This window comes from Stenotrophomonas sp. STEN035 (genome assembly GCF_056759935.1).
In genome coordinates this window covers 1-26,511 of the sequence record NZ_JBRRDY010000018.1, presented here as the reverse complement: position 1 = coordinate 26,511, position 26,511 = coordinate 1, and the positions used below count along the sequence as shown (strand labels likewise).

The window sequence follows — 26,511 nt, the reverse complement described above, 5'->3', positions numbered from 1 at the left end:
TCCAAGTGCTTGGGTGTTTTGGCGACAACCTTTAAACTAGGGCTTTCCGGGAGGCAGTGAGCCGTGACCCCCCTTATTTTTGTTACCGGTGGTGTGGTGTCCTCGCTAGGCAAGGGCATTGCAGCCGCGTCCCTGGCCTCGATTCTCGAGGCGCGTGGCCTGAAGGTCACCATGATGAAGCTGGATCCGTACATCAACGTCGATCCAGGCACGATGAGCCCCTTCCAGCATGGCGAGGTCTATGTCACCGACGACGGTGCCGAGACCGACCTCGATCTGGGTCACTACGAACGTTTCGTCCATAACCGCCTGAGTCGCAAGAACTCGGTGACCACCGGGCGTATCTACGAGAACGTGATCCGCAAGGAGCGCCGTGGTGACTACCTGGGTGCGACCGTGCAGGTCATTCCGCACATCACCGACGAAATCCGCCGCTGCATCGACGAGGCCACTGCTGGCTTCGACGTGGCGCTGGTGGAAATCGGCGGCACCGTTGGCGACATCGAGTCGCTGCCGTTCCTGGAGGCGATCCGCCAGGTGCGCACCGAGCGTGGCCCGGAGAAGGCGCTGTTCATGCATCTCACCCTGGTGCCGTACATCGGTGCGGCTGGTGAGCTGAAGACCAAGCCGACCCAGCATTCGGTCAAGGAACTGCGCTCGATCGGCATCCAGCCGGACGTGCTGCTGTGCCGTTCCGAGCAGGCGATTCCGGATTCGGAGCGCCGCAAGATTTCACTGTTTACCAACGTTTCCGAGCGCGCCGTGATCAGCGTGCCGGACGTGGAAGTGCTGTACCGCGTACCGATGGGCCTGCATGCGCAAGGCCTGGACGAGATCGTGGTCAACCAGCTCAAGCTGGGCGACAAGGCCGGCCCGGCCGATCTGTCCGAGTGGGAGTCGGTGCTGGATGCAGCGCTGCATCCGCTGGACGAAGTCACCATCGCCGTGGTCGGCAAGTACGTCGACCATCAGGATGCGTACAAGTCGGTGGGCGAGGCGCTCAAGCACGGCGGCCTGCGCCAGCGCACCAAGGTCAACCTGAAGTGGCTGGAAGCGCAGGAGCTGGAAGAATCCGGTCTGTCTGCGCTGGAAGGCGTGGACGGCATCCTGGTGCCGGGCGGCTTCGGTGATCGCGGTTTCGAAGGCAAGGTGCTGACCTCGCAGTTCGCCCGTGAGCAGAAGGTGCCGTACTTCGGTATCTGCTACGGCATGCAGGCGGCGGTGGTTGATTTCGCCCGCCATGTGGCCGGTCTGGAAGGTGCCAACAGCACCGAGAACGACCGCCAGTCGCCAAACCCGGTGATCGGCCTGATCACCGAATGGCGTACCGCCACCGGTGAAGTCGAGAAGCGTGACGAGAAGTCCGATCTGGGTGGCACCATGCGTCTGGGTCTGCAGGAGCAGCGCCTGAAGCCGGGCACCCTTGCCCGTGAGCTGTACGGCAAGGACGTGGTGTCCGAGCGTCACCGCCACCGTTACGAGTTCAACAACCGCTACCGCACCCAGTTGGAAGACGCGGGTCTGGTGATCGCAGGCAAGTCGATGGATGACACGCTGGTGGAAGTGGTCGAGCTGCCGCGTGACCAGCACCCGTGGTTCCTGGCCTGCCAGGCACACCCGGAGTTCCTGTCCACCCCGCGTGGCGGCCACCCGTTGTTCATCGGCTTCATCCGCGCCGCGCGCGAGAAGAAGGCCGGCGGCAAGCTGCTGCAGGAAGCCCGCGCCTGAAAGGGTAGTGCCGAGCCATGCTCGGCAGAGGCTTTCCAAGGGTAATCAGCAGGTAGTGCCGAGCCATGCTCGGCAGAGGGCATTACCCGTGGCGTGTGAATGAAGGCGAGCTTCGCTCTCCTTGCCCTCATCCGCCCTTCGGGCACCTTCTCCCACAGGGAGAAGGGCAAGGTGCTCCTCAGACAAGGCCCGCCCAGTGCGGGCCTTGTCCGTTTAGGCAACCCCACGCCGCTTTCAGGCGAAAGCAACGGCCGCGCCAGCCTGCGCTTCGTTTAAACTCCCGGCTGGTTTTTGTGTTTCCCGTCGATAACAGACTCTCCTGAACGAGCCTAGCCCCCAGACATGACCAACATCGCCAAGATCCACGCCCGTGAAATCCTCGACAGCCGTGGCAACCCCACGCTGGAAGCCGAAGTCACCCTGGCCGACGGCTCGTTCGGCCGCGCCGCCGTCCCGTCCGGCGCTTCGACCGGCACCAAGGAGGCCGTGGAGCTGCGCGATGGCGACAAGACCCGCTACCTGGGCAAGGGCGTGCGCAATGCTGTTGGCAACATCAATGGCGCGATCGCCACCGCACTGGCCGGCTTCAATGCCGAAGATCAGGAAGGCCTGGACCGTCGCCTGATCGATCTCGACGGTACCGAAAACAAGGGCCGCCTCGGCGCCAATGCGCTGCTCGGTGTTTCCATGGCCGCTGCCCACGCGGTCGCCGCTTCCAAGAAGCAGGCGCTGTGGCAGTACCTGGCCGCCAAGACCGGCGCTACCCCGTCGCTGCCGGTGCCGATGATGAACATCATCAACGGTGGCGCGCATGCCGATAACAACGTCGACTTCCAGGAATTCATGGTGTTGCCGGTCGGTTTCAGCTCGTTCAGCGAATCGCTGCGTGCGGGTACCGAAATCTTCCACGCGCTCAAGTCGGTGCTGAAGGGCCATGGCCTGAGCACTGCGGTGGGCGATGAAGGCGGCTTCGCGCCGGACTTCCGCAGCAACGTCGAGGCGCTGGATACCATTCTGGAAGCCATCGGCAAAGCTGGCTACAACGCCGGTGAGGACATCCTGCTCGGCCTGGACGTCGCCTCCAGCGAGTTCTACGAGAACGGCAAGTACAACCTGGTCGGCGAGAACAAGCGCTTGACCTCCGAGCAGTTTGTCGACTTCCTTGCCGACTGGAGCGCGCAGTACCCGATCATCAGCATCGAGGACGGCCTGGCCGAGAACGACTGGGCCGGTTGGAAGCTGCTGACCCAGCGCGTCGGCAACAAGGTGCAGCTGGTCGGCGACGATCTGTTCGTCACCAACCCGAAGATCTTCGCCGAAGGCATCGAGTCGGGCACCGCCAACGCCATCCTGATCAAGGTCAACCAGATCGGCACCCTGACCGAGACCCTGGAAGCCATCGCCATGGCCGACAAGGCAGGTTATGCGGCCATCGTCTCGCACCGTTCGGGCGAAACCGAAGACACCACCATCGCCGACATCGCCGTGGCCACCACTGCCACCCAGATCAAGACCGGCTCGCTGTGCCGCAGCGATCGGGTGGCCAAGTACAACCAGCTGCTGCGCATCGAGGAAGCCCTCGGTAGCGGCGCGCGTTATGCCGGCCGTGATGCGTTTGTCTCGCTCAAGCGCTGATCGTCATGCGTAATTGGCGCTGGCTGCTGCTGGTGCTGGCGGTACTGCTGGGTTTGCTGCAGTACCGCTTCTGGTTTGGCCAAGGCAACTCGGGCGAAGTGATGATGCTCGAGGCGCAGGTGGCCAACCAGAAGCGTGACAACGACGGTCTGCAGCAGCGCAATGATTCCCTGGCAGCGGAAGTCCAGGACCTCAAGGATGGCGAGGCTGCCATCGAAGAGCGTGCGCGCAGCGAACTGGGCATGATCAAGCCGGGTGAGAAGTTCTACCGGGTCGTCGAAGACGCGCCGGTAGCGGCTCCGGTGGTGCCACCGGCTTCGGCAACGCATCCGGCGCCCGGGCAGGGTAACCAGCAGTCGCCACCGGAGAACATCCCTTGATCGTGCAGACCTGGGCGGTGGTTCCCGCAGCTGGGCGCGGTGCGCGCTTCGGCGGGCCGGTGCCCAAGCAATACCTGCTGGCCGACGGTGAGCCCTTGCTCGCGCATGCCCTGCAGTCCTTGCTTGCCCATCCCGGCGTGGCCGGGGTGATGGTGGCCATTGCCGAGAACGACGCCGATTGGCCGGGCTGGACCTCGTTTGCCGACAAACCGGTACTGACCTGCGTGGGAGGAGAGACCCGCGCAGCGTCGGTATTGGCGGGCCTTCAAGCGCTGCCGGATAGCGTACGTGCCGATGATTTCGTGCTGGTCCACGATGCCGCGCGGCCAAATCTGGCGGCGAGCGATCTGAGTCGATTGCTGGAAGTGGGGCGTGCTGATCCGGTTGGCGGCATTCTCGCCGCACCGGTGCGCGACACGCTCAAACGTGCTGGCGATGACGGCGGCATTGATCGCACCGAGCCGCGGGAGCGGCTGTGGCGCGCGCTGACCCCGCAGTTGTTCCGTCGCCATCAACTGACCCGCGCGCTGCTTGATGCTGCCGCCGCTGGCGTCGATGTCACCGACGAGGCGATGGCGATGGAGCGGCAGGGCGTGCGCCCGTTGCTGGTCGAAGGCGCGGAAAGCAATTTCAAAGTGACCACCCCGGCCGATCTGGCCCGTTTCGAATTCGAGCTGTCGCGGCGCGGCAGCTGATCCCTTGCCGACGCGTTGGCGTCGGCTCTGCCTAGAAGTACTGCCATGAACTTTTCCGTTTCCTTCCCTCCCATCCGTATCGGCCAAGGCTATGACGTGCATGCCTTCGGTGAGGGCGACCACATCATGCTGGCCGGCGTGCGCGTGCCGCACGGTCGCGGCGTGCTCGCACACAGCGATGGCGATGTGGCCTTGCATGCATTGTGCGATGCCATGCTGGGTGCGCTGGCGCTGGGTGATATCGGCGTGCATTTCCCGCCTTCCGATGATCGCTGGAAGGGCGCGGACAGCAGTCGCTTTGTCAGCCATTGCAATGAATTGCTGCGCGAGCGCGGCTGGCAGGTGGGCAATGTCGATATCACCGTGATCTGCGAGCGGCCCAAGGTGGGTCCGCATGCGCTGGCGATGCGTGAGAAAGTGGCGCAGCTGTTGGAGGTCGATCTGGACCGGGTCAGCATCAAGGCCACCACCAGCGAGAAGCTGGGCTTCACCGGTCGCGAAGAAGGCATTGCCGCGCAGGCCGTAGCCTTGTTGGTGGCCGCATGATCGCGCTGCCGCTGGCTTTTGGCGATCCGGTGCTGACTGCGGCCATCCGCAGCGTGCCGGAAGACTTCCAGGTGGATGAAATTCCCGCGTTCGAAGCGACCGGCGAAGGCGAGCACCTGCTGCTCGACATCCGCAAGCGCGGCGCCAATACCGTGGCCATTGCCAAGCAGTTGGCGCAGTGGGCGGGCGTGCCGGAAATGGGCGTCAGCTATGCCGGGCAGAAGGATCGGCATGCGGTAACCACGCAACGCTTCAGCGTGCACCTGCCCAAGCGCGTCGCGCCGGATCTGGCGCTGTTGGAGTCTGACGAGCTGCACGTGCTGGCATCGACCTGGCACAACCGCAAACTGCAGCGCGGCGCGTTGGCGGGCAACCGCTTCAAGTTGGTGCTGCGCGGGGTGCACGGCGACAAGGCGGCCATCGAAGAACGCCTGCAGATTGTCGCTGCACGCGGCTTGCCGAACTGGTTTGGCGAGCAGCGCTTCGGTCGCGATGGCGGCAATGTGCCGGCAGCGCTGCAGATGTTTGCTGGCCGTCGGGTACGCAAGGATCAGCGCTCGATGCTGCTGTCGGCCGCGCGCTCGGCCTTGTTCAACCGCGTGCTGGCCGCACGCGTGGAACAGGGCAACTGGGACACGGCGTTGGAAGGCGAGGTGTGGATGCTGGACGGCAGTCGTTCGGTGTTCGGCCCGGAGCCGATGAACGAGGTGCTGGCTGAGCGCTTGGCGCGTTTCGATATCCACCCCAGCGCGCCGTTGTGGGGCGTTGGTGAGCTGCGCGCGACCGATGCCGCAAGGGCACTGGAAGATCAGGCTCTGGGTGATGAACAGGCCTTGGCATTGCGGGTCGGGCTGGAGCAGGCCGGGCTGAAGCAAGAGCGCCGTTCGCTGCGCCTCAAGCCCATGTTGATGCAGCACCAGTGGTTGGCCGACGATGTGCTGGAAGTGTCGTTCGCCTTGCCGCCGGGCTGTTACGCCACCGCAGTGCTGCATGAACTGGGGGAGGTGAGCGACGCCAGCCGCAATGAAATTGCGGGCGCTCCTGCAGCTGAAGCCGAAGCGTCGAGCGAAGAAAGCGCCGCCGAGTAAGCGGTTGGCTAAGTCGTAGCCCGGGTATGCGCAATGCACCCGGGAGGCGCGGCAGCCCGCCCGCGAACAGCTCCGGGTGCGCTGCGCTTACCCGGGTTTCTGCAATGCTGGGGCTGCGCCGTTTGGATGAGCGGTTTTTACTGGCCGAGCAGGAAGGTCAGCGATTGGCCAACAGCACCAGGACCGCACCGGTGCCGCCCTGGGTGGGTGGCGCTGAATGAAATGCCAGCACGTCATTGCGCTGGCGCAGCATGCGGTCAACCAGGTTCTTCAGTACCGGGGCGCCGCCATCTGATTGCAGGCCTTTGCCGTGGATGATGCGCACGCAGCCGTGCTCGTGCGCGCGTGCCTCCAGCAGGAACTGGCGCAGCAGGTTCTCGGCCTGGGCGGCGGTGGCGCCGTGCAGGTCCAGTTCGTCCTGTACTGAATACTGGCCGCGCTTGAGCCGTTGGAACATCTGTGGCGGCAGGTTGTCGCGCCGGTAACTGGCGTTGTCGCCGGCTTCCAGTGGCTTGCTGGAACGTAACAGGCGCGCAAATTCGCCCAAGGCCTCGGATTCATCCTGTTCTGCCATGCGCGCGCGCGGCTTGGGCCGTGGCTTGCCCGCAGCCGGTGCCTCCACCTGGCGCATTGGCGTTACTTCGCCAATGGCTGAGCGGAACAGCGCGGCGTCATCTTCTTCATCTGGGTACGACATTTGTACAGCGTAACGTGCGCGCGGTCGCAGGCAAGCCCTGCGACGGTGGAAAGTGCCGCGGCGCATTCCGGTATCATGGCGGCTCAGGTCGGTCCGTCACGGTGATGTACTAACCGGAGGTTCCGGCGATTGCGGCGCTGAGTGGGAGCGTCGCGTGTTGATCCAGTAACCCAGGCCTTTAATGCGCGTACTTGTATCAAATGACGATGGTGTAGACGCCCCCGGCATCAAGATGTTGGCCGAGCAGCTTCGCAACGCCGGACATGAAGTCACCGTGGTGGCACCTGATCGGGATCGTTCCGGCGCTTCCAACTCACTCACGCTGGATCAGCCGGTGCGTCTGCGCCGCATTGACCACTACACCTGTGCGGTGGCGGGTACGCCCACCGACTGCGTGCACCTGGCGCTGACCGGCATGCTCGAATTCGAGCCGGATATCGTGGTGTCGGGCATCAACAATGCCGCCAACCTCGGCGATGACGTGATCTATTCGGGCACGGTATCTGCAGCGATGGAAGGGCGACATCTTGGCTTGCCCTCGGTGGCGGTGTCGCTGGTCACACACAAGCATGAAGCCAAGAACTTCGTTACTGCCGCGCGCGCTGCGGTGGAGATCGTGTCCCGGCTGATCGCCGATCCGTTGCCGGCCGATACCATCCTCAACGTCAACGTGCCGGATCTGCCTTGGGATGAGATCCGCGGTTTCGAGGTCACTCGGCTTGGCAACCGGCATCGCGCCGAAGCCTGCGTTCCGGCGACCGATCCGCGCGGCAATACCGTGTACTGGATCGGCCCGGCCGGCAGCGAGCAGGACGCCGGCCCCGGCACGGATTTCCATGCAGTGCGCACCGGGCATATTTCGATCACCCCGATCCAGGTTGACCTGACCCGCTATTCGGCCTTGGAAAAGGTCGCCAGCTGGGTAGGTGGGCTGACCGAAACCCTGGGGAAGCCTGAATGACGCCGCGCCTGCGCCTGCAACCGGAGGCCGTGGGTATAGGCATGACCTCGCAGCGGGTGCGCGACCGTCTGGTTGATCGCCTGCGCGAAGTGGGCATTGCAGACGAGGCCACGCTCAACGCCGTGCGGGTGGTGCCGCGGCATCTGTTCATCGATGAAGCGCTGGCGTCACGCGCCTACGAGGACACCGCACTGCCGATCGGCCATGGCCAGACCATCTCCCAGCCCTGGGTCGTGGCGCGGATGACCGAGGTGGTGTTGGCGGTCGCGCCCAAGAAGGTGCTGGAAGTCGGCACCGGCTCGGGTTACCAGGCCGCTATTCTTGGCGCGTTGGGTCTTGAGGTGTTTACCGTCGAGCGTATCGGCGACCTGCTGCGGCAGGCACGCAAGCGCTTTCGTCATCTGGGCATGAACATCCGCACCAAGCACGACGACGGCCGCATCGGCTGGCCCGAGCATGGCCCGTACGACGCCATCGTAGTGACGGCCGCTGCGCCGGCGCTGGTGGATGCCTTGATCGACCAGTTGGCCGTCGGCGGCCGTTTGGTTGCACCAGTTGGTGGCCCCGGTGGACAGGTGCTGTTGCAACTGACCCGGCAGGCCGATGGCACCATTACCCAGGAAGAGCTGGCGCCGGTGAGCTTTGTGCCGTTGTTGCCGGGCATGTTGGACTGAGAACAGGATTACTCACTGAATGAAGATTTTCGGGCCGTTATACGACCGCGCCATGGTTTGGGCTGCCAATGAGCGCGCGCCCACCTATTTGACCGTACTGAGTTTCATCGAGGCCATCATCTTCCCGGTGATGCCGGAAGTGATGCTGATGCCGATGTGCGTGGCGCAGCCGCGCAAGGGCTGGCGTTTTGCGACGCTGAGCTTGGCCGGCTCGATGGTCGGCGCGATGGTGGGCTACGCGCTGGGACATTACGCCTTCGAGGTGCTCAAGCCGGTGTTCGAGGCGATGGGTATGCTGCCGGCCATCGAAAGTGGCATCGCCACCCTGCAGGCCAAGATGGCGGAGTCGCCGTGGGCGGTGTTCACCTTCCTGGTGCTGGGCGGCTTCATGCCCATCCCCATGAAGGTCTTCACATGGGCCTCGGGTATCGTCGGCGTGCCGATGCCGCAGTATGTACTGAGCATGTTGGTCGGACGCGGCAAACGGGTTTATTTGTTGGCGGCGGTGATCCGCTTCGGCGGCGCACAGGCGGCCGAACGGTTGCGGCGCTGGATTGAACCGCTGGGCTGGATCGCCACCGCATTGGTGGTCGGCCTAGTGGCTTGGCTGGTCTGGAGGGCCAAATTCGCATGAATGCATTGATGTTGGGCAAGGGTTTGAGCAGGACGCTGGCCGTGCTGGCAGTGGTCTCGTTGGCAGCGTGTGGTACCGCCACGGTGGTGAAGCCCTCGGGCGGCAGCTCGGGTTCTTCCACTTCCACCACGCCGCGTACCTCGGTGGCCAAGCCAGGACAGACGGCGGTAGTGCGTCGTGGCGATACGCTGTTTGGTATTGCCCGGATCAACAACATCACACCGCGTGATCTTGCTGCATGGAATGGCTTGTCCGAGCCCTACACGATCTATCCGGGGCAGGCCCTGCGTCTGTATCCGGGCGGTGCCACGGCCAGTCGGCCGGCGACCGGTGGTTCGACGAACACCGCTACCCGCCCGGTAACGCCGCCAACGGTCGTCGCGCCGACCCCGGTCAATAGCGGCATCGGCTGGCGCTGGCCTGCTGAGGGCGCTCTGGTCGGCCGGTTTGTGGCTGGTGAGGCCACCAAGCAGGGCGTGGATATCGCTGGCAGCAGCGGCCAGGCGGTGCGTGCCGCTGGTCCTGGCGTGGTGGTGTACTCCGGCGCAGGCCTGGTTGGTTATGGCGAGCTGATCATCATCAAGCACAACGACCAATGGCTGTCGGCCTATGGGCACAACCGCAAGCGCCTGGTCAATGAAGGACAGAACGTGAAGGCGGGCGACCAGATCGCCGAGATGGGCCGTACCGGCACCTCGCGCGACATGCTGCACTTCGAGATCCGCTACAACGGCAAACCGGTCGACCCGCTGGTCTACCTGCCGAAGAAATAAGCGTCAGCTGCCGCGCCAGCCGTAGTGCCGAGCCATGCTCGGCAGGGCTTTCCCAGCCAAGCTGCAATTGTAGTGCCGAGCCATGCTCGGCAAGGGCCTTACCAGCCAAGCCGCAACGTAGTGCCGAGCCTTGCCCGGCACGGCTTTCCCTGCGATGCGTCAGTGCGCACCGAACTTGTGGGAGCGGCGTAAGCCGCGAAGCTGATGAACTATCCGATGCATTGGCTGTAAAGCCCCTGCCGAGCATGGCTCGGCACTGCAGGGAGGCATTCGGCCTTGCCAGCAGGGGCCGAAAATCAGCTGTCGTCGGGATTGCAGGCATGTCTGCAGGCTGATCAACCGTCAGCTTCGCGGCTTACGCCGCTCCCACAAAAATGCCCCGGCGCAGCATGGCTGCGCTCTATTGCGCGCTTTCCAGGATGATGGCCATCACCACGCGGCGGTTTTCGCCGGCCAGTACGTTATACGTGCGTGCGGCCGAGGCGTTGTTCATCACCTCGATGCCGATGCCGCGGGTCAGGCAGGCTGCCATGATCGCGGCGGGTGGGAACACCTGCTTGTCACCTGTGCCCAGAATCACCAGCGCCGGATTCAGGTCCAGTGCTGCTTGCAGATCTTCGGCGCGCAATTGGCTCACCGATGCGACCGGCCAGTCTTCAATCAAGCTGTTCGGCGCAAGGATGAAGCTGCGGCTCAGTGCGCGGTCGTTCACCTGCGCATGGCGGCCATCGGCCGAGCGCAGGGAATAGATGTAATCAGGAAGCTCGCGACTGAACTGCATGGGTATCCTCGGCGATCAGCCGCGCGGCAGCACGATCTGGCGCTTTTCCTTGGCCGGGCGGTACAGCACGGCGACGTGGCCGATGCGCTGCACCAGAGCGGCGCCGCTGGCCTGGATCAGTTCATCGATCAGGGTGTCGCGGGCTTCGCGGTCTTCTGCAGCAACCTTCACCTTGACCAGCTCATGGCGTTCCAACACTTCGTCCAGCTCGGCCAAAAAGGCCGGAGTGACCCCTTTGCCACCGATCTGCAGCAGTGCTTTCAGGTCGTGCGCGATGCCGCGCAGGAATCGGTTCTGGGCCGAGGTCAGGACGATGGACATGCAGGACTACAGGTAATCAAGGGGGTTCAGGGTATCATGACCACCCCTGTGAGCCCCATTGCCGATGCCTTCCCGTAGCAAAAGTAGCCAGCGCTGGCTGAAAGAACACTTCTCCGATCCTTTTGTGAAAAAGGCCCAGAAGGAGGGCATGCGCTCGCGCGCGGCCTACAAACTGGAGGAGCTGCTGGAGCGTGACCGCCTGCTGAAGCCGCATATGGTGGTGGTCGATCTGGGTGCCGCGCCGGGTGGTTGGTCGCAGCAGGTGCGCAGGCAGATGGGCGACACCGGCCGGGTATTGGCGCTGGATATCCTGGAGATGCCGCCCCTGGCTGGCGTCGAGTTCCTTCACGGGGACTTCAGGGAACAAGACGTTCTATCGCAGTTTGAAGCCATGCTCGGCGATGTGCCGGTAGACCTTGTGCTGTCGGATATGGCCCCCAATAAGAGTGGTATGGATGCGGTTGACCAGCCGCGGATGATGCACCTGGCGGAGTTGGCGATGGATTTTGCCGACAACCATCTCAAGCCGGGCGGGGCGTTCCTGATCAAGTTGTTCCAGGGCGTCGGCTTTGATGACTACGTGCGTGAAATGCGCCGTCGTTATGACAAGGTCGCCATTCGCAAGCCGGACGCTTCACGCAAGCGTTCATCCGAGGTTTATGCCTTGGGGCAGGGCAAGCGCACCCAGATAAAGTAAGCTCAGCCATACGACTTTTCAGTATTTAGTATCTAGAGGGACACCGGAGCCGATGAGGATGAACGACCTGACCAAGAACCTCCTGTTATGGGTGGTTGTCGCCGTCGTGCTGATGGTGGTGTTCCAGAGCTTTGCCCCACGCAGTGGGGCCGCCGCCGCTGGCGATGCACGCAATTACACGCAGTTCCTGCAGGAAGTGGATGCGGGCCGGATCAAGTCGGTGGAATACACCGACAAGACCACGCTGACCACCAACCACCTGCGCTTCAAGCGCGCTGATGGTTCCGACGGTGCGCTGTATGCGCCGGCCGACCCGAAGCTGCTGGACCAGCTGTATTCCAAGAATGTTGAAGTTGCCCGTCAGGAACCGGCTGGCCCGAGTTTCTGGGGCATAGTGCTGCAGTTCCTGCCGATACTGCTGCTGATCGGCTTCTGGATCTTCATGATGCGCCAGATGCAGGGCGGTGGCGGTGGTGCCAAGGGCGCGATGTCCTTCGGTAAATCCCGCGCCAAGCTGCAGGGCGAAGACCAGATCAAGGTCACCTTTGCCGACGTTGCTGGCTGCGACGAAGCCAAGGAAGAAGTTGGCGAGCTGGTCGAGTTCCTGCGTGATCCGTCCAGGTTCACCAAGCTGGGCGGCAAGATCCCGCGCGGCGTGTTGATGGTTGGTCCGCCGGGTACTGGTAAGACCTTGCTGGCCCGCGCCATTGCCGGCGAGGCCAAGGTGCCGTTCTTCGCGATCTCCGGTTCGGACTTCGTCGAGATGTTTGTCGGCGTCGGTGCCAGCCGCGTCCGCGACATGTTCGAGCAGGCCAAGAAGCATGCTCCGTGCATCATCTTCATCGACGAAATCGATGCCGTGGGCCGTCACCGCGGCTCGGGCACCGGCGGTGGCCACGATGAGCGCGAGCAGACCCTGAACCAGATGCTGGTCGAGATGGACGGCTTTGAAGGCGGCGAAGGCGTGATCGTGATCGCTGCCACCAACCGTCCGGACGTGCTGGACAAGGCGCTGCTGCGTCCGGGCCGTTTCGACCGTCAGGTCATGGTCGGCCTGCCGGACATCAAGGGCCGCGAGCAGATCCTGCGCGTGCACCTGCGCAAGGTGCCGGCTGCCGATGACGTGCGTCCGGAAGTGCTGGCACGCGGTACCCCGGGTTTCTCTGGTGCCGACCTGGCCAACCTGATCAATGAAGGCGCCCTGTTTGCGGCTCGTCGCAACAAGCAGGAAGTCGACATGAAGGACTTCGAGGACGCCAAGGACAAGATCTATATGGGTCCTGAGCGCCGCAGCATGGTCATGCGCGAGGATGAGCGTCGCAACACCGCTTACCACGAGTCCGGCCACGCCGTTGTCGCCATGTCGCTGCCCAAGGCCGACCCGGTGCATAAGGTCACCATCATGCCGCGCGGTTGGGCATTGGGCGTGACCTGGCAGTTGCCCGAGCACGACCACATCAGCAAGTACCGCGACCGTATGCTGGAAGAGTTGGCGATCCTGTTCGGCGGCCGCATCGCCGAGGAGATCTTCGTCGGTGAGATGTCGACCGGTGCCTCCAATGACTTCGAGCGTGCTACCAAGCTGGCCCGAGGCATGGTTACCAAGTACGGCATGTCCGATGTGATGGGCACCATGGTCTACGCCGACGAAGAAGCCGGCTATGGCATGCACAGCAAGACCATTTCCGAGGCCACCCAGCAGAAGGTGGACGCGGAGATCCGTCGCATCCTCGACGAGCAGTATCAGGTTGCCTACAAGATTCTGGAAGAGAAGCGCGACATCGTCGAAGCGATGACCGCCGCGCTGCTGGACTGGGAAACCATCGATGCCGAGCAGGTCAAGGCGATCATGGAAGGCCGCAAGCCTTCGCCGCCGGCCGGTTGGGTGGACAAGGGTGGCAACAATGACCGTACCGACGACGGCAAGGGTGGCGACGCTCCGCAGCCGGTCGCTCCGATCACCGATCCTGCCGGTCAGCATTGAGTCGGCAGCAGCATCAATGCAAGAAGAACGGGCCGGTTTTCCGGCCCTTTTTTTTTGTCCGCCAGCCGTCGTGCTGGGCGAGAATAGCGGCACTTTGGTTCTCCTTGGTTCTGTCCCATGAATGATTCCACGCCACCGCCCAAGGCACCCTCGGCCAACGTGCCGGAGATGATCATCGCCACCGTGGCCGGTGTCGGTTTCGGGGTGAAGACCAACAACTTTCTGGCCGGTATTTTCATCGGCGTGGTGCTTGGCGTGATCCTGAGCCTGATCGGCAGCCGGATCCGCGCCCGTAACAAGGACTGATTGCTGGCATTTTGCTGCCATCTGTCGGTCAAGAGTGTGCCGCCGGCTTCGCTGGAGCGCCGTTGCGGTGGCTTAAACTAGGTGCTGTTGCAGCCCGCCGGAGCGCCCATGTTTGATGTTTTCCCAACCCTTGAATGTGGCGACCGTACGCTGCGGCTGGATCGGCCGCAGGTTATGGGCATCGTCAACGTCACCCCGGATTCGTTCTCCGACGGTGGCCAGCATGCCGACACCGCTGCTGCCGTCGCGCATGCCTTGGCATTGGTCGAACAGGGGGCTGATCTGCTGGATATCGGCGGCGAATCCACCCGTCCAGGAGCGAGTCCGGTATCGGTGCAGGAGGAAATTGACCGCGTGGTGCCGGTGATTGAAGCCCTGCTTGCGCAGGTTGCGGTGCCGCTGAGCGTGGATACGTTCAAACCGGAAGTGATGCGCGCGGCGTTGGCCGCAGGTGCGCACATGATCAATGACGTGCAGGCTCTGCAGCAGCCCGGTGCGCTGGAGGTTGTTGCTGGGTCGAAGGCCGCAGTAGTGCTGATGCACGCTGTGGGTGGCCCCTATGATGCGGGCGTCATGCAGACCTACGTCGATATCGCCGGCGATGTGCAGCGCTTCCTCGCCGAGCGTATCTTCTCTGCAGAAATGGTGGGTATTGGACGTAAACGTCTGCTTTTGGATCCGGGATACGGGTTCAACAAGGACACGGCACAGAACTTCGCCTTGCTGGCCGCGCAGGATCGCTTGAGCGATCTGGGCGCGCCGGTGCTGGCGGGTTTCTCGCGCAAACGCTGTATTGGTGATGTCACCGGGCGGGCGCTTGCGGCAGAGCGCATGGCCGGTTCGCTGGCTGCGCATCTGCTGGCGGTGCAGAAGGGGGCGGTGATGGTGCGTGTGCATGACGTTGCCGCCACCGTTGACGCACTCAAAGTGCTGGCTGCATTCGATGCGGTTCCAGCGCCGCGCGCCAATAAACCTGCCATGCCACGCTGGCCGGACGAGGATTGATGGGCATCGATCAACGCCCCTTGGCCGTCGCCCTGATGGGGCCGACCGCCTCGGGCAAGACAGCAGCCGCCATCGCGCTCGCCAAGGCCTATGACGGTGAAATCGTCAGCGTCGATTCGGCGCTGGTCTACCGTGGCCTGGACATTGGTGCGGCCAAGCCGGACGCCGCCGAGCAGGACGGCATCCGCCATCACCTGCTGGATCTGCGCGACCCCTGGCAGACCTATTCGGCGGCCGAGTTCTCCGCTGACGCGACGGCGGCAGTGCGTGACATCGTTGCGCGCGGCAAATTACCGATTCTGGCTGGTGGTACCGGGCTGTACTTCCGTGCCCTCCTGCAGGGGCTGTCGCCGATGCCGGAGGCCGACCCGGCCATGCGCGCGGCAATTGCCGCCGAGGCCGAGGTCTTTGGCTGGTCGGCCTTGCACGCGCAGCTGGCAACTATCGACCCGGTCGCCGCAGCGCGCATCCACGCCACCGATCCGCAGCGCATCCAGCGGGCGTTGGAGGTCTATCGACTGACCGGGAAGCCGATCAGCTATTGGCAGGGCCTGCCAGGCATCGCCCGCCTGCCGGCTCGGGTGCTGAAGCTGGTGCTGGCCCCGGCTGATCGTGCAGTGCTGCATCAGCGCATCGAGCGTCGTTTCGATCTGATGCTGGAGCGCGGTTTCCTGGACGAAGTGCGGGCGTTGCGGGTGCTGCCGCAGATGGCTGCGGTGGCCGCGCCATTGGACCTGCCGGCGGTACGAGCGGTCGGTTACCGACAGGCTTGGCAGTTCCTGGATGGGCAGGGCACAGTCGCCCAGTTCCGCGACAAGGGCGTGTTTGCCACCCGGCAGCTGGCCAAACGTCAGCTCACCTGGCTGCGCGGCGAGCTGGATGCCCGCTGGTTCGACCCGGTTCGGGACATGTCTGGTGTGCAGAACGCGGTTTCCCGCTTTCTGCAAGGCTGAGCGCCCGCCGGGCGGTGTACCATCAGGGTCCGGACGGGCAGGGGACGCCGCCATCGGTCCGGTCCATAAAAACAATAACGAGGAGTAGACGATGTCCAAGGGGCAGTCTTTGCAGGATCCGTTTCTGAATGCGTTGCGCCGTGAGCGCGTGCCGGTTTCGGTCTACCTGGTAAATGGCATCAAATTGCAGGGCACGATTGAGTCGTTCGACCAGTTCGTGGTGCTCCTGCGCAACACCGTCAGCCAGATGGTCTACAAGCACGCCATTTCCACCGTGGTGCCGGCGCGCAATGTGCGCGTGGGGCCGGGTGGTGGCTATGTGCAATCGGGTGATGGAAGTCAGGCAGCTGATGACGAAATTGACAACGACAACGAATAAGCAGGTGGCGGCGCATGTTTGACCGCTCTAAAAAGGGCGAACATGCGCTGTTGATCCAGCCGCATGTTGGCCGGTTGGAAGAAGACGTACTGGAGGAGTTCACCGATCTGGCGCGCTCGGCCGGGGCAAGCATTGCCGCGACCATCAGTGCACGCATGGACAGGCCGAACCCTTCGACGTTGATCGGCAGCGGCAAGCTGGAAGAAGTGAAGGCTGCGGCCGACGCTACCGGCGCCGATCTGGTGCTGGTCAACCATCAACTCAGCCCGGTACAGGAGCGCAACCTTGAGCGCTACCTGGAGCGCCGGGTGATTGATCGCACCGGTCTGATCCTGGATATCTTTGCTCAGCGTGCACATAGCCACGAAGGCAAGCTGCAGGTTGAGCTTGCCCAGTTGCGGCATATGGCGACGCGGCTGGTTCGTGGCTGGACGCACCTTGAGCGTCAGCGCGGTGGTTCCATCGGTCTGCGCGGCCCGGGTGAAACCCAGCTGGAAACCGACCGCCGCCTGCTGCAGAAGCGGGTGGAACAGCTGCAGAAGCGGCTGGAGAAGGTCGAGGTGCAGCGCACCCAGATGCGCCGCGCCCGCGTGCGCAGCGAAATGCCGCGTATCGCACTGGTTGGCTACACCAATGCCGGCAAGTCCACCTTGTTCAACGCGCTGACCGGTGCCGGTGCCTACGCCGCCGATCTGCTGTTTGCGACGCTGGACCCCACCGTGCGACGTATCACCTTGCCCGGTGGCAACGCGATGCTGGCTGACACGGTCGGTTTCGTGCGCAATCTGCCGCATGACCTGGTGGCGGCGTTCCGTTCCACGCTTTCCGAAGCGCGTGAGGCGGATTTCCTGCTGCATCTGGTCGACGCCGCCGATCCGCTGCGCGAGGAACGCATCGCCCAGGTCGATGAAGTGTTGGAAGCCGTAGGTGCGGGCGACCTGCCGCAGCTGCTGGTGTTCAACAAGATCGATCGCATCGAAGGTGCTGAAGTGCGCCATGATGCACAGGATGGCGTTCCGGACGAATCACGGCGCGAGCGGGTTTGGGTTTCCGCGCGTGATGGCCGGGGTCTGGAACTGCTGCAATCGGTATTGGGCAAACGCCTAGGCCTGCAGCATGTCACCGGCCAGGTCCGTCTGCCGCCAAGTGCTGGCCGCCTGCGTGCGCGCCTGCATCAGTTGGAAGTCATCCGCAGTGAGCAGGCCGATGAAGAAGGTTGGCTGATCGACGTGGATATCCCGATTGCCGAAGCCGAAAAGCTGGCGGCAAGCGAGGACGGTGCGGTGATCAAGCCTTTGCTGCCGGAAAAGCTGCCTGAATGGTGATTCGGGCGGGAAGAGACAGCCGGCCTCGTGCCGGCTGTTTTGTTTTGTAGGAGCGGCGTAAGCCGCGAAGCAGGGGTTCCTGAAGCTGGTAGCACCAGTGCGATCTGATGATGTGTCGGCTTCGCGGCTTAGGCCGCTCCTACAACTCCGGCAGCTACCGCCTCACACCTGTGCCCTGACACGTGGGCGTCATCTGCGGTAAAACGTAAGGGTTCTCCGCCCAGCCCCCTTACCGCAATGTCCAATCCAACCGATGCCGATCTCAACGCCCTGGCCGCTGCGCTCGGCGAACGCCTGCAGCAGGCCTCCGTGCAGCTGGTAACCGCGGAAAGCTGCAGTGGCGGTTGGATCGCCAAGAGCATGACCGATATCGCCGGCTCCTCTGCGTTCTTCGACTGCGGCATGGTGGTCTACAGCTATGAAGCCAAGCAGCGCCTGCTCGGCGTCCGCGCGCAGACGCTGGAGCAGTTCGGTGCGGTCAGCCGCGAAACCGTGCTGGAAATGGTTGCTGGCGCGCTGATCAATTCCGGCGCAGGTGTGGCGGTGGCGGTGACCGGCATCGCCGGCCCCGGCGGTGGCAGCCCGGACAAGCCGGTCGGCAGCGTCTGGATCGGCTGGAAGCGCCGTGGCGGCTATGCGCGCGCGCAGTTGTTCCAGTTCGATGGCGATCGCGATGCGGTACGCAGGCAAACCGTGGATGCCGCATTGCGCGGCATCGACGAGCATCTATGACATGCTGGCCCGGCCAGCAACCGGGATGAGTCGCGATGTGGGAAACACTGGGCACGGTCCGTGATCTGGGCCGCTTGCAGGAAATAGCAGCGGTTCTGATCCGCTATGGTTTCGGCGACGTGGTGCGCCGTACCGGCTTGGCGTCGGTGCTGGAGCGGGCAGGCCGGCTGGTGCGCTGGAACGACAGCCAGCAGATGCTGCGGATGACCGCGCCGGTTCGCGTACGCAGCGCGATGCAGGAATTGGGGCCAACCTTCGTCAAGCTTGGCCAGGTGCTGGCCACGCGTGTGGACCTGTTGCCGCCGGAATGGATCGCCGAGCTGTCCGAGCTGCAGAATGCGGTGCCCGCGCTGCCTTATGCCGTGATTCGCGAGCAGTTGGAGGCCGATCTCGGCGCGCCGCCGGCGCAGGTATTCGCCTTTCTCGATGAAAGCCCGATGGCTGCCGCGTCGTTGGCGCAGGCGCATCGCGCGCGTCTGCACGATGGCCGTGAGGTGGTGCTGAAAATACGCAGGCCCGGCATCCGCGATGTGGTTGAAGCCGATCTGCGCCTGCTGGCGCGGCTGGCTGAAATCGTCGAAGCGCGCCTGCCGGATCTGCGCCGCTATCGGCCAGCGGAAGTGGTACAGCAGTTCACCCAGTCGCTGCGCAGCGAGATGGATTTCGCCGCCGAGTGCCGTAATTCCGAGCGCATCGCACGCAACTTCGATGGCCGCGATGACATCCTGATTCCCGGCGTGCATTGGCAGTGGACCTGCGAAAGCCTCAACGTGCAGGACTTCGTTGATGGCATTCCCGGCCGCAAGCTGGAGGCCGTCGACGACGCTGGCTTGGACCGTGCTGCGCTGGCCCGGCGTGGTGCCGAGATCGTGCTGAAAATGGTGCTGGAAGACGGCTATTTCCATGCCGATCCGCATCCCGGCAATATTTTCTACATGCGCGACGGGCGCATCGGCGTGATCGACTTCGGCATGGTCGGTGCGCTGTCCGAAGCGCGCCGCTTCCAGGTTGCGCAGTTGCTGCACGGGCTGGTCGAGCAGGAGCCGCAGGTGGTCGCCGACGTGCTGCTGGATTGGGCTGGCGGTGTGGAAGTCGACGAAGGTCGCCTGCAACAGGACATCAGCCAATTCGTCGATCAATACCGCGGCGTGCCGTTGAAGGACCTGCGCATCGGCCTGATGCTCGGTGACATCACCCAGTTGCTGCGCAGCTACAGCCTGACCTTGCCGGCCGACCTTGCGCTGATGATCAAGGCTTTCCTGACCCTGGAAGGCATGGGCCGGCAGCTGGATCCGGATTTCGACATGGCCAGTGCCGCGCGCCCGTTCCTGGAGCGGGTAGTACTGCAGCGTTATGCGCCCAAGGCACTGCTCAAGCGCGGCCGCCGCAGCTTGTTGGGGATGCTGGATCTGGCCGGCGAATTGCCACGTGATCTGCGCCGGTTGGTGCAGGCTGCGCGGCGCGGGCAGCTCAAGCTGCGGGTGGAAACCACCGCCTTGCAAGGCTTCGGCGATCAGGTCAATCGTGCCGCCAACCGCTTGGTGGTCGGCGTCATCACCGCTGCTTTGATCATTGGCTCGTCGATCGTGATGCACAGCGTAGGCGGACTCTCCAGTCGTTGGTTCCTGGCGTTGGGGCTGTGCGGCTTCGTCGGCGCGGGCATCTGCGGGGTCTGGATACTGTTCTCGATCTGGCGCAGCGGTCGCCACCACTGATCTTCGCCGAGGGACTTGCAGATCTTTTTGTTAGTAGTAATACTACTAACCATGAACCTCACCGACACCCAGCAGGCCATCCTCGACTTGATCGCTGAGCGCATCGAGGCCGAGGGCATGCCGCCATCGCAGACCGAGATCGCCCGCGCCTTTGGTTTCAAGGGTGTGCGCTCGGCCCAATACCACCTGGATGCATTGGAGGCGGCCGGCGCCATCGAGCGCGTCCCCGGCCGTGCACGTGGCATCCGCCTGGTACGCCAGGATGGCGAGGGCGATGCGGAGCAGGAGTCGCAGCTGCCGGCGCAGGCTGCCAACGACGAAGTGCTGCGCCTGCCGATCCTCGGCCGGGTTGCTGCTGGCCTGCCGATCGGTGCCGACATCGGTTCGGATGACTACGTGGTGCTGGACAAGGTGTTCTTCTCGCCGGCGCCGGATTACCTGCTGAAAGTGCAGGGCGACTCGATGATCGACGAAGGCATTTTCAATGGCGACCTGATCGGCGTGCACCGTACCCGTGACGCGGCCTCCGGGCAGATCGTCGTGGCGCGCATCGACGACGAAATCACGGTCAAGCTGCTGAAGATCGCCAAGGACCGGATCCGCCTGCTGCCACGCAACCCCGACTACGCGCCGATCGAAGTCCTGCCCGACCAGGATTTCTCCATCGAGGGGCTGTATTGCGGCCTGCTCAGGCCAAACCGCTGAAACGTACAGATTAGAGGTTCGCGGATCTGGATCCAGCGGAGCTTGAATCTGCGCATTTCGCAGCCGTAACTGACTGTTTCCCTTACGTAGGGTGGGTGTTTGGGCTGCTGTCGGTATCCTTGTCAGCCAAATAATTTTGTCGTCCCGGTTGCAGTCTCAGTCTGTGCGATACGACACCCCTACAGTGGACCCCATGACGAAATCAACGAAATCAACCCCGAGGACGAACGCGATGGACGAGAACAAGAAGCGCGCGCTTACTGCTGCACTGAGTCAGATCGAAAAGCAGTTCGGCAAAGGCTCGGTGATGCGTATGGGCGACCGCGTTGTCGAGCCCGTCGAGATCATCCCTACGGGCTCGTTGATGCTGGACATCGCACTCGGCATAGGTGGCCTGCCCAAGGGTCGTGTGGTCGAAATCTATGGCCCGGAATCCTCGGGCAAGACCACCCTGACCCTGCAGGCGATTGCCGAGTGCCAGAAGCTGGGCGGCACCGCTGCCTTCATCGACGCCGAGCACGCACTGGACCCGATCTACGCCGCCAAGCTGGGCGTCAATGTCGACGACCTGCTGCTGTCGCAGCCGGACACCGGTGAGCAGGCGCTGGAAATCGCCGACATGCTGGTGCGTTCGGGCTCGGTCGACATCGTGGTGGTCGACTCGGTCGCTGCGCTGACCCCGCGTGCTGAAATCGAAGGCGAAATGGGCGATCAGCTGCCGGGTCTGCAGGCCCGTCTGATGAGCCAGGCGCTGCGCAAGCTGACTGGCAACATCAAGCGCTCCAATACGCTTGTCATCTTCATCAACCAGCTGCGCATGAAGATCGGCGTGATGATGCCGGGCCAAAGCCCGGAAGTGACCACCGGCGGCAACGCGCTGAAGTTCTATGCCTCGGTGCGCCTGGATATCCGTCGTATCGGCGCGATCAAGAAGGGCGACGAGATCATCGGTAACCAGACCAAGATCAAGGTGGTCAAGAACAAGCTGGCGCCGCCGTTCAAGCAGGTCATCACCGAAATCCTCTACGGCGAAGGCATCTCCCGCGAGGGCGAGCTGATCGACATGGGCGTGGAAGCCAAGCTCGTCGAGAAGGCTGGCGCCTGGTACAGCTACGGTGAAGAGCGCATTGGCCAGGGCAAGGACAACGCCCGCGGCTATCTGCGTGACAACCCGCAGGTTGCAGTTCGCCTTGAGGCCGAGCTGCGCGAGAAATTCCAGCCCACCGAGGCGGCGCGCGAAGAAGGCGATGACGAAGACGGCGAGGAGTGATTTTCCCGCGGGAGCGGGCGGCGCATCGTCAGTGACGTCGTCCGCTCCTGCGGCATTTTGTCCATGAAGACCCCGCGCCAGGGATGGGGCGGGGTTGGGCGTTGCCGGGTTCTGGCGTGGCGGAATTGGGCCGGCCGGAGTTGAGCTTGGCCCAATCAAGCCCGGCCCAACCAAGCCCGGCCGAACCAAGCCTGGCCGAACCAAGCCTGGCCGAACCAAGCGGTGGTGTTCTGATGACCGAGATCGACGATCAGCCTGAGGGCAAAACCAAGCGTGGTCGCCAGCAGACGCCGCTGCAACGTGCACTGGGCCTGCTGGTCAGGCGCGAGCATTCGCGCAAGGAGCTCGGCCGCAAGCTGAAATCGCGTGGTGTGGATCCCGATGCGGTCGATGCGGCGGTGGCCAAGCTGGCCGAAGAAGGCTGGCAGGATGACACCCGCTTTGCCCAATCCGTGGTTCGCAACCGCGCCGGGAGTGGTTATGGGCCGCTACATATCCGCGCGGAGCTGGGCACCCATGGGCTGGACAGCGAGCAGATCGAGGCCGCGATGGCCTCGTTTGAAGGCGATTGGACTGAAAATGCGCGTGAGCTGGTATGCCGCCGTTTTGGTGCCAGTGGCCCGGAAGATCTGGCGCAGCGGCGCAAAGCCGCGGATCTATTGGCCCGCCGTGGCTTTGACGGCAACTGTATCCGCCAGGCCAGCCGCTACGATCCAGAGGACTGAGCAGGACTGGGCGGGCTGGGCCTGATACCCTTTCAGGGTTTCGGTTGTCCCGAATTCCCGCGCCCGCATGGGCTGCTGGGACCCGCTTGCCAGCTTACCGCCAGTCCCCATGAATACACCTGCCAAATTTACGACCTCCCAGATCCGCGCTGACTTCCTCGAATTCTTCAAGGGCAAAGGCCACACCATCGTGCCGTCGGCACCTTTGGTGCCGGGCAACGACCCGACCCTGCTGTTCACCAACTCGGGCATGGTCCAGTTCAAGGACGTGTTCCTGGGCGCGGAAAAGCGCAGCTACGTGCGCGCGGCCGACGTCCAGCGCTGCCTGCGTGCCGGTGGCAAACACAACGATCTGGACCAGGTCGGTTACACCGCGCGTCACCATACCTTCTTCGAAATGCTGGGCAACTGGTCGTTCGGCGATTACTTCAAGAAGGACGCCATTGCCTGGGCATGGGAGCTGCTGACCCAGGTCTGGAAGTTGCCGGCCGATCGCCTGCTGGTCACCGTTTACCAGACCGATGACGAGGCCTACGCGCTGTGGCGCGACATGATCGGCATCCCGGAATCGCGGATCGTACGCATCGGCGACAACAAGGGTGCCCCGTTTGCGTCGGACAACTTCTGGCAGATGGCCGATACCGGTCCCTGCGGTCCCTGCACCGAGATCTTCTATGACCACGGCGACCATATCGCCGGTGGCCCGCCGGGCTCGCCGGACGAAGATGGCGACCGCTTCATCGAAATCTGGAACCTGGTGTTCATGCAGTTCGATCGCCAGCCAGACGGCTCGCTGCAGCCGCTGCCGGCTCCGTGCGTGGACACCGGCATGGGCCTGGAGCGCCTGGCGGCGATCCTGCAGCACGTGCACACCAACTATGAGATCGACCTGTTCCAGGCGCTGATCCGCAAGGCGTCCGAGCTGACCGGCATGGCCGATCTGGAGAACAAGTCGCTGCGGGTGATCGCCGATCACATCCGCGCCTGCTCGTTCCTGATCGTCGATGGCGTGCTGCCGTCCAACGAAGGCCGTGGCTACGTCCTGCGCCGCATCATCCGTCGCGCCCTGCGCCATGGCTGGATGCTGGGCGTGCGCCAGCCGTTCTTCAACAAACTGGTGCCGACCCTGATCGAGCAGATGGGCGAGGCCTATCCGGAACTGCCGGCGCAGGCCGACATCGTCGTGCGCGCACTGCTGGCCGAGGAAGAGCGTTTCGCTGAAACCCTCGATTCGGGCATGAAGATCTTCGATGACGTTGCCGCCAAGGTCAGTGATGGCGTCATTCCGGGCGTCGACGCATTCCGTCTGTACGACACCTATGGCTTCCCGGTTGACCTGACCGCCGATATCGCCCGCGAGCGTGGCATGACGGTGGATATGGCCGGCTTTGACGCCTCGATGGAACACCAGCGCGAAACCGCGCGTGCGGCCGGCAAGTTCGGTGGCGGTGTGACGCTTTCCGCCGAACTGGTCTCCACTCTGAGCCCTACTGTTTTCCTCGGCTACGACCGTCTCCAGGCTGACGGCCTGAAGGTTGTCGCGCTGATCAAGGGCGGCCGCGCGGTCGATGCCGTGCAGGCGGGCGATGAAGTCATCGTGTTCACTGCGCAGACCCCGTTCTATGCCGAGTCCGGTGGCCAGGTCGGTGATACCGGCGTGCTGTCGGCAAGCGGCATCAAGCTGGCCGTGAGCGATACGCAGAAGTTCGCTGGCCAGTTCCACGGCCATGTCGGCAAGCTGGAGCAGGGTGCGCTGAAGGTCGGCGATGTGCTGGCCGGCGCGGTCGATGCTTCGCGCCGCAGCGCCACCATCCTCAACCACTCCGCTACCCACCTGCTGCACGCTGCCCTGCGCGAAGTGCTGGGCACCCATGTGCAGCAGAAGGGCTCGCTGGTGGCGCCGGATCGTCTGCGTTTCGACTTCTCGCACTTCCAGCCGATCACTGCCGAAGAACTGGCCGTCATCGAGCGCAAGGTCAACGAGCAGGTGCGTGCCAACAACGCCGCCGAAGTGCACAACATGGGCATGCAGGAAGCCTTGGACTTCGGTGCCATGGCGCTGTTCGGCGAGAAGTACGGCGAGAACGTGCGCGTGCTGAAGATGGGCGAGTACTCCACCGAGCTGTGCGGCGGCACCCATGTTTCGCGGACCGGCGATATCGGCCTGTTCAAGATCACCTCCGAGGGTGGTGTGTCCTCGGGCGTGCGTCGTATCGAGGCGGTGACCGGGCAGGGTGCGCTGGACTATGTAGCTGACGAGGAGGCGCGCCTGCACGAAGCTGCGCAGCTGCTTGGCGGCAGTGCCGGTGACGTGGTCGACAAGATCCGCCAGCTGGGTGAGCGCCAGAAGAAGCTTGAGCGCGAGCTGGAGGCACTGAAGGCCAAGGTCGCCTCAGGCGCTACCGCTGACTTGGGCGGTTCGGCAGTTGATGTGGCTGGCGTGAAGGTGCTGGCGGTACGCCTGGAAGGCTTTGATGCCAAGGCGCTGCGCGATGCGATGGATCGCCTGAAGCAGCAGTTGGGCGATGCCATCATCGTGTTGGCGGGTGTGCAGGACGGCAAGGCGGCCTTGGTTGCCGGCGTCAGCGGCGCAGCGCTGGGCAAGGTGAAGGCGGGCGAGCTGTTGGCCCACGTCGCCGCCCAGATCGGCGGCAAGGGCGGCGGTCGTCCTGACATGGCCCAGGGTGGCGGTGAGGATGGTCCCAAGCTGGTGGCGGCCCTTGAGGGCGTGCTGGAGTGGGTCAAGCCACATCTGGCCTGAATGTGACAAGTAATGCACCTTGAAGCTGTTCGCGCCCTGACGGTAACATTGGGAGTCTTTTCCCCTTTGTCGTGGGGCGCATAGCTGGAAGCGCGCCAATGCCGGTGGGAAACCCACCGGTTCCATGGAGATTTACACAATGTTGATCCTGACTCGCCGTGTAGGCGAAACCTTGATGATCGGCGACTCGGTCAGCGTGACCGTGCTCGGCGTCAAGGGCAACCAGGTACGTATCGGTATCACCGCGCCGAAGGATGTTGCTGTCCATCGCGAGGAGATTTTCCAGCGTATCCAGCGTGGCGATGAGCCCGCAACTCCCGGAAGTGAAGAAACTTCCGAATAAGGGGTTTACCTTTCACCCCGTTTAACGTTATTCTTCGCGCCCCGCTACGGAATACACGTAACGGGGCAAGAGAAACGGAGTGATGCCCGAGTGGCTGAAGGGGCTCCCCTGCTAAGGGAGTATAGGGTTAAAAGCTCTATCGAGGGTTCGAATCCCTCTCACTCCGCCAGTTTCAAAAAAGCCCCTTTATCGGGGCTTTTTTGTGTCTGTAGGTTTTTCATTTGCGATCTCTTTGAGTTTCAGTTTCTTTTTCGAAATGGTCGTGGGCGGATGTTATGTCGCGCGAGATGGTGGTGCGCGACGGTTCGGCGCAGGCGCGCTGCGTTGAGGTTTTCGCCGTAGAGCCGAGCCATGCTCGGCAGGGGCTTTCCCGGTGGGGCGTCTGCCGAGCATGGCTTGGCACTGCGGTGCTTGCGTTCCTGCAACGCTGGTGCGCGCTGAAGGGTCTGTGAAGTGTGGTGGCGTTGCATGTTGTGGTGCCGCTGTAGAGCTGGGCCATGCTCTGCTATAGCTTCCCGGTAAGGCCTTTGCCGAGCATGGCTCGGCACTACAGTGCTTGCGCTCCTGCGGCGCTCCTGCAGCGGCTGGTGCGCGCTGAAGGATCTGTGTGGGGGGGGGGGGGGGGGGGGGGGGGGGCCCGGGGGGGGGGGCGGGTTTGGGGCTGCCCCCCGGGGGGCGGGGGGTGCGCCGGTTGGGCC

Annotated in this window: 27 protein-coding genes and 1 tRNA gene; 25 read left to right on the top strand and 3 right to left on the bottom strand. The window is 63.6% G+C overall.

All coding sequences use genetic code 11. The features are described from left to right. Nucleotides 1-63 precede the first annotated feature (63 nt). The 6 genes from ACVOLL_RS11265 to truD all read left to right on the top strand — a co-directional run bounded on the left by ACVOLL_RS11265 (nt 64) and on the right by truD (nt 6,072). Nucleotides 64-1,728: a CTP synthase gene (locus ACVOLL_RS11265; RefSeq protein ID WP_481512987.1), complete on the top strand. Its 1,665-nt coding sequence runs from the start codon at nt 64-66 to the stop codon at nt 1,726-1,728. 342 nt (nt 1,729-2,070) lie between these two features. Further along, nucleotides 2,071-3,363, top strand: a complete 1,293-nt coding sequence (eno, locus tag ACVOLL_RS11260) for a phosphopyruvate hydratase (RefSeq protein WP_481512986.1) — start codon at nt 2,071-2,073, stop codon at nt 3,361-3,363. 5 nt (nt 3,364-3,368) lie between these two features. Next, nucleotides 3,369-3,743, top strand: coding sequence for a cell division protein FtsB (gene ftsB / locus ACVOLL_RS11255; protein WP_481512985.1), 375 nt, complete (start codon nt 3,369-3,371; stop codon nt 3,741-3,743). Next, entirely contained in the window at nt 3,740-4,438 is a 699-nt protein-coding gene (gene ispD / locus ACVOLL_RS11250) for a 2-C-methyl-D-erythritol 4-phosphate cytidylyltransferase (RefSeq protein WP_481512984.1), read from the top strand. The genes ftsB and ispD overlap by 4 nt, the downstream gene beginning before the upstream one ends. Nucleotides 4,439-4,483: 45 nt before the next feature. Next, nucleotides 4,484-4,984 (top strand): 2-C-methyl-D-erythritol 2,4-cyclodiphosphate synthase, encoded by a 501-nt coding sequence (ispF, locus tag ACVOLL_RS11245; RefSeq protein WP_481512983.1) that lies wholly within the window; start codon nt 4,484-4,486, stop codon nt 4,982-4,984. After that, nucleotides 4,981-6,072, top strand: coding sequence for a tRNA pseudouridine(13) synthase TruD (gene truD / locus ACVOLL_RS11240; RefSeq protein WP_481512982.1), 1,092 nt, complete (start codon nt 4,981-4,983; stop codon nt 6,070-6,072). Before ispF ends, truD begins: the two co-directional genes overlap by 4 nt. 157 nt (nt 6,073-6,229) lie before the next feature. On the opposite strand, the gene ACVOLL_RS11235 is transcribed toward truD, so the two are convergent. Next, nucleotides 6,230-6,769, bottom strand: coding sequence for a Smr/MutS family protein (locus ACVOLL_RS11235; protein WP_481509091.1), 540 nt, complete (start codon nt 6,767-6,769; stop codon nt 6,230-6,232). A gap of 181 nt (nt 6,770-6,950) precedes the next feature. On the opposite strand from ACVOLL_RS11235, the gene surE reads away from it, so the two are divergent. Genes surE through ACVOLL_RS11215 form a run of 4 tightly spaced genes read left to right on the top strand, consistent with a single transcriptional unit; the run spans nt 6,951 to nt 9,811 of the window. Continuing rightward, on the top strand, nt 6,951-7,730 hold the full coding sequence (surE, locus tag ACVOLL_RS11230) for a 5'/3'-nucleotidase SurE (protein ID WP_481512981.1): 780 nt from the start codon (nt 6,951-6,953) through the stop codon (nt 7,728-7,730). Continuing rightward, entirely contained in the window at nt 7,727-8,404 is a 678-nt protein-coding gene (locus tag ACVOLL_RS11225) for a protein-L-isoaspartate(D-aspartate) O-methyltransferase (protein ID WP_313171538.1), read from the top strand. The genes surE and ACVOLL_RS11225 overlap by 4 nt, the downstream gene beginning before the upstream one ends. Before the next feature lie 19 nt (nt 8,405-8,423). Continuing rightward, a complete protein-coding gene (locus ACVOLL_RS11220) occupies nt 8,424-9,038 on the top strand; it encodes a YqaA family protein (RefSeq protein WP_481512980.1) in 615 nt (204 codons plus the stop codon). Continuing rightward, nucleotides 9,035-9,811, top strand: a complete 777-nt coding sequence (locus tag ACVOLL_RS11215) for a peptidoglycan DD-metalloendopeptidase family protein (protein ID WP_481512979.1) — start codon at nt 9,035-9,037, stop codon at nt 9,809-9,811. The genes ACVOLL_RS11220 and ACVOLL_RS11215 overlap by 4 nt, the downstream gene beginning before the upstream one ends. Before the next feature lie 400 nt (nt 9,812-10,211). Here the strand turns inward: ACVOLL_RS11215 and ACVOLL_RS11210 are convergent, their stop codons facing one another. Further along, nucleotides 10,212-10,592 carry an Mth938-like domain-containing protein gene (locus tag ACVOLL_RS11210; protein WP_481512978.1) on the bottom strand — a complete coding sequence of 127 codons (381 nt, stop codon included), beginning with the start codon at nt 10,590-10,592 and terminating at the stop codon, nt 10,212-10,214. 15 nt (nt 10,593-10,607) lie between these two features. Next, nucleotides 10,608-10,913 (bottom strand): ribosome assembly RNA-binding protein YhbY, encoded by a 306-nt coding sequence (yhbY, locus tag ACVOLL_RS11205; protein ID WP_481512977.1) that lies wholly within the window; start codon nt 10,911-10,913, stop codon nt 10,608-10,610. Nucleotides 10,914-10,977: 64 nt separating this feature from the next. On the opposite strand from yhbY, the gene rlmE reads away from it, so the two are divergent. The 15 genes from rlmE (at nt 10,978) to ACVOLL_RS11130 (ending at nt 25,982) form a co-directional block, all read left to right on the top strand. Beyond that, the gene (rlmE, locus tag ACVOLL_RS11200) at nt 10,978-11,610 is read left to right on the top strand and encodes a 23S rRNA (uridine(2552)-2'-O)-methyltransferase RlmE (protein ID WP_481512976.1); all 633 of its coding nucleotides are present in this window, start codon (nt 10,978-10,980) and stop codon (nt 11,608-11,610) included. A 58-nt stretch (nt 11,611-11,668) separates the two neighbouring features. After that, complete coding sequence (gene ftsH, locus ACVOLL_RS11195) at nt 11,669-13,594, top strand: ATP-dependent zinc metalloprotease FtsH (protein WP_481512975.1); 1,926 nt, start codon at nt 11,669-11,671, stop codon at nt 13,592-13,594. Between the two features lie 117 nt (nt 13,595-13,711). After that, nucleotides 13,712-13,900 (top strand): hypothetical protein, encoded by a 189-nt coding sequence (locus ACVOLL_RS11190; RefSeq protein ID WP_282271167.1) that lies wholly within the window; start codon nt 13,712-13,714, stop codon nt 13,898-13,900. Between the two features lie 108 nt (nt 13,901-14,008). Then, nucleotides 14,009-14,905 carry a dihydropteroate synthase gene (gene folP, locus ACVOLL_RS11185; RefSeq protein ID WP_481512974.1) on the top strand — a complete coding sequence of 299 codons (897 nt, stop codon included), beginning with the start codon at nt 14,009-14,011 and terminating at the stop codon, nt 14,903-14,905. After that, nucleotides 14,905-15,858, top strand: coding sequence for a tRNA (adenosine(37)-N6)-dimethylallyltransferase MiaA (miaA, locus tag ACVOLL_RS11180; protein ID WP_481512973.1), 954 nt, complete (start codon nt 14,905-14,907; stop codon nt 15,856-15,858). The genes folP and miaA overlap by 1 nt, the downstream gene beginning before the upstream one ends. 91 nt (nt 15,859-15,949) lie before the next feature. After that, nucleotides 15,950-16,237, top strand: coding sequence for an RNA chaperone Hfq (hfq, locus tag ACVOLL_RS11175; RefSeq protein ID WP_057628256.1), 288 nt, complete (start codon nt 15,950-15,952; stop codon nt 16,235-16,237). 14 nt (nt 16,238-16,251) lie between these two features. Further along, nucleotides 16,252-17,562: a ribosome rescue GTPase HflX gene (gene hflX, locus ACVOLL_RS11170; RefSeq protein ID WP_481512972.1), complete on the top strand. Its 1,311-nt coding sequence runs from the start codon at nt 16,252-16,254 to the stop codon at nt 17,560-17,562. Nucleotides 17,563-17,799: 237 nt separating this feature from the next. Further along, nucleotides 17,800-18,294, top strand: a complete 495-nt coding sequence (locus tag ACVOLL_RS11165; protein WP_481512971.1) for a CinA family protein — start codon at nt 17,800-17,802, stop codon at nt 18,292-18,294. Between the two features lie 35 nt (nt 18,295-18,329). Next, nucleotides 18,330-20,009, top strand: coding sequence for a 2-polyprenylphenol 6-hydroxylase (ubiB, locus tag ACVOLL_RS11160; protein ID WP_481512970.1), 1,680 nt, complete (start codon nt 18,330-18,332; stop codon nt 20,007-20,009). Nucleotides 20,010-20,060: 51 nt separating this feature from the next. Continuing rightward, nucleotides 20,061-20,714 (top strand): transcriptional repressor LexA, encoded by a 654-nt coding sequence (gene lexA / locus ACVOLL_RS11155; protein WP_481512969.1) that lies wholly within the window; start codon nt 20,061-20,063, stop codon nt 20,712-20,714. Nucleotides 20,715-20,946: 232 nt separating this feature from the next. Then, nucleotides 20,947-21,984 carry a recombinase RecA gene (gene recA / locus ACVOLL_RS11150; RefSeq protein ID WP_481512968.1) on the top strand — a complete coding sequence of 346 codons (1,038 nt, stop codon included), beginning with the start codon at nt 20,947-20,949 and terminating at the stop codon, nt 21,982-21,984. Nucleotides 21,985-22,217: 233 nt separating this feature from the next. After that, nucleotides 22,218-22,709 (top strand): recombination regulator RecX, encoded by a 492-nt coding sequence (gene recX / locus ACVOLL_RS11145; RefSeq protein ID WP_481512967.1) that lies wholly within the window; start codon nt 22,218-22,220, stop codon nt 22,707-22,709. A gap of 109 nt (nt 22,710-22,818) precedes the next feature. Next, on the top strand, nt 22,819-25,470 hold the full coding sequence (alaS, locus tag ACVOLL_RS11140) for an alanine--tRNA ligase (RefSeq protein ID WP_481512966.1): 2,652 nt from the start codon (nt 22,819-22,821) through the stop codon (nt 25,468-25,470). A 139-nt stretch (nt 25,471-25,609) separates the two neighbouring features. Then, entirely contained in the window at nt 25,610-25,813 is a 204-nt protein-coding gene (csrA, locus tag ACVOLL_RS11135) for a carbon storage regulator CsrA (protein ID WP_057628248.1), read from the top strand. 76 nt (nt 25,814-25,889) lie between these two features. Further along, a tRNA-Ser gene (locus tag ACVOLL_RS11130) sits at nt 25,890-25,982 on the top strand. The last annotated feature ends 529 nt before the right edge of the window (nt 25,983-26,511 follow it).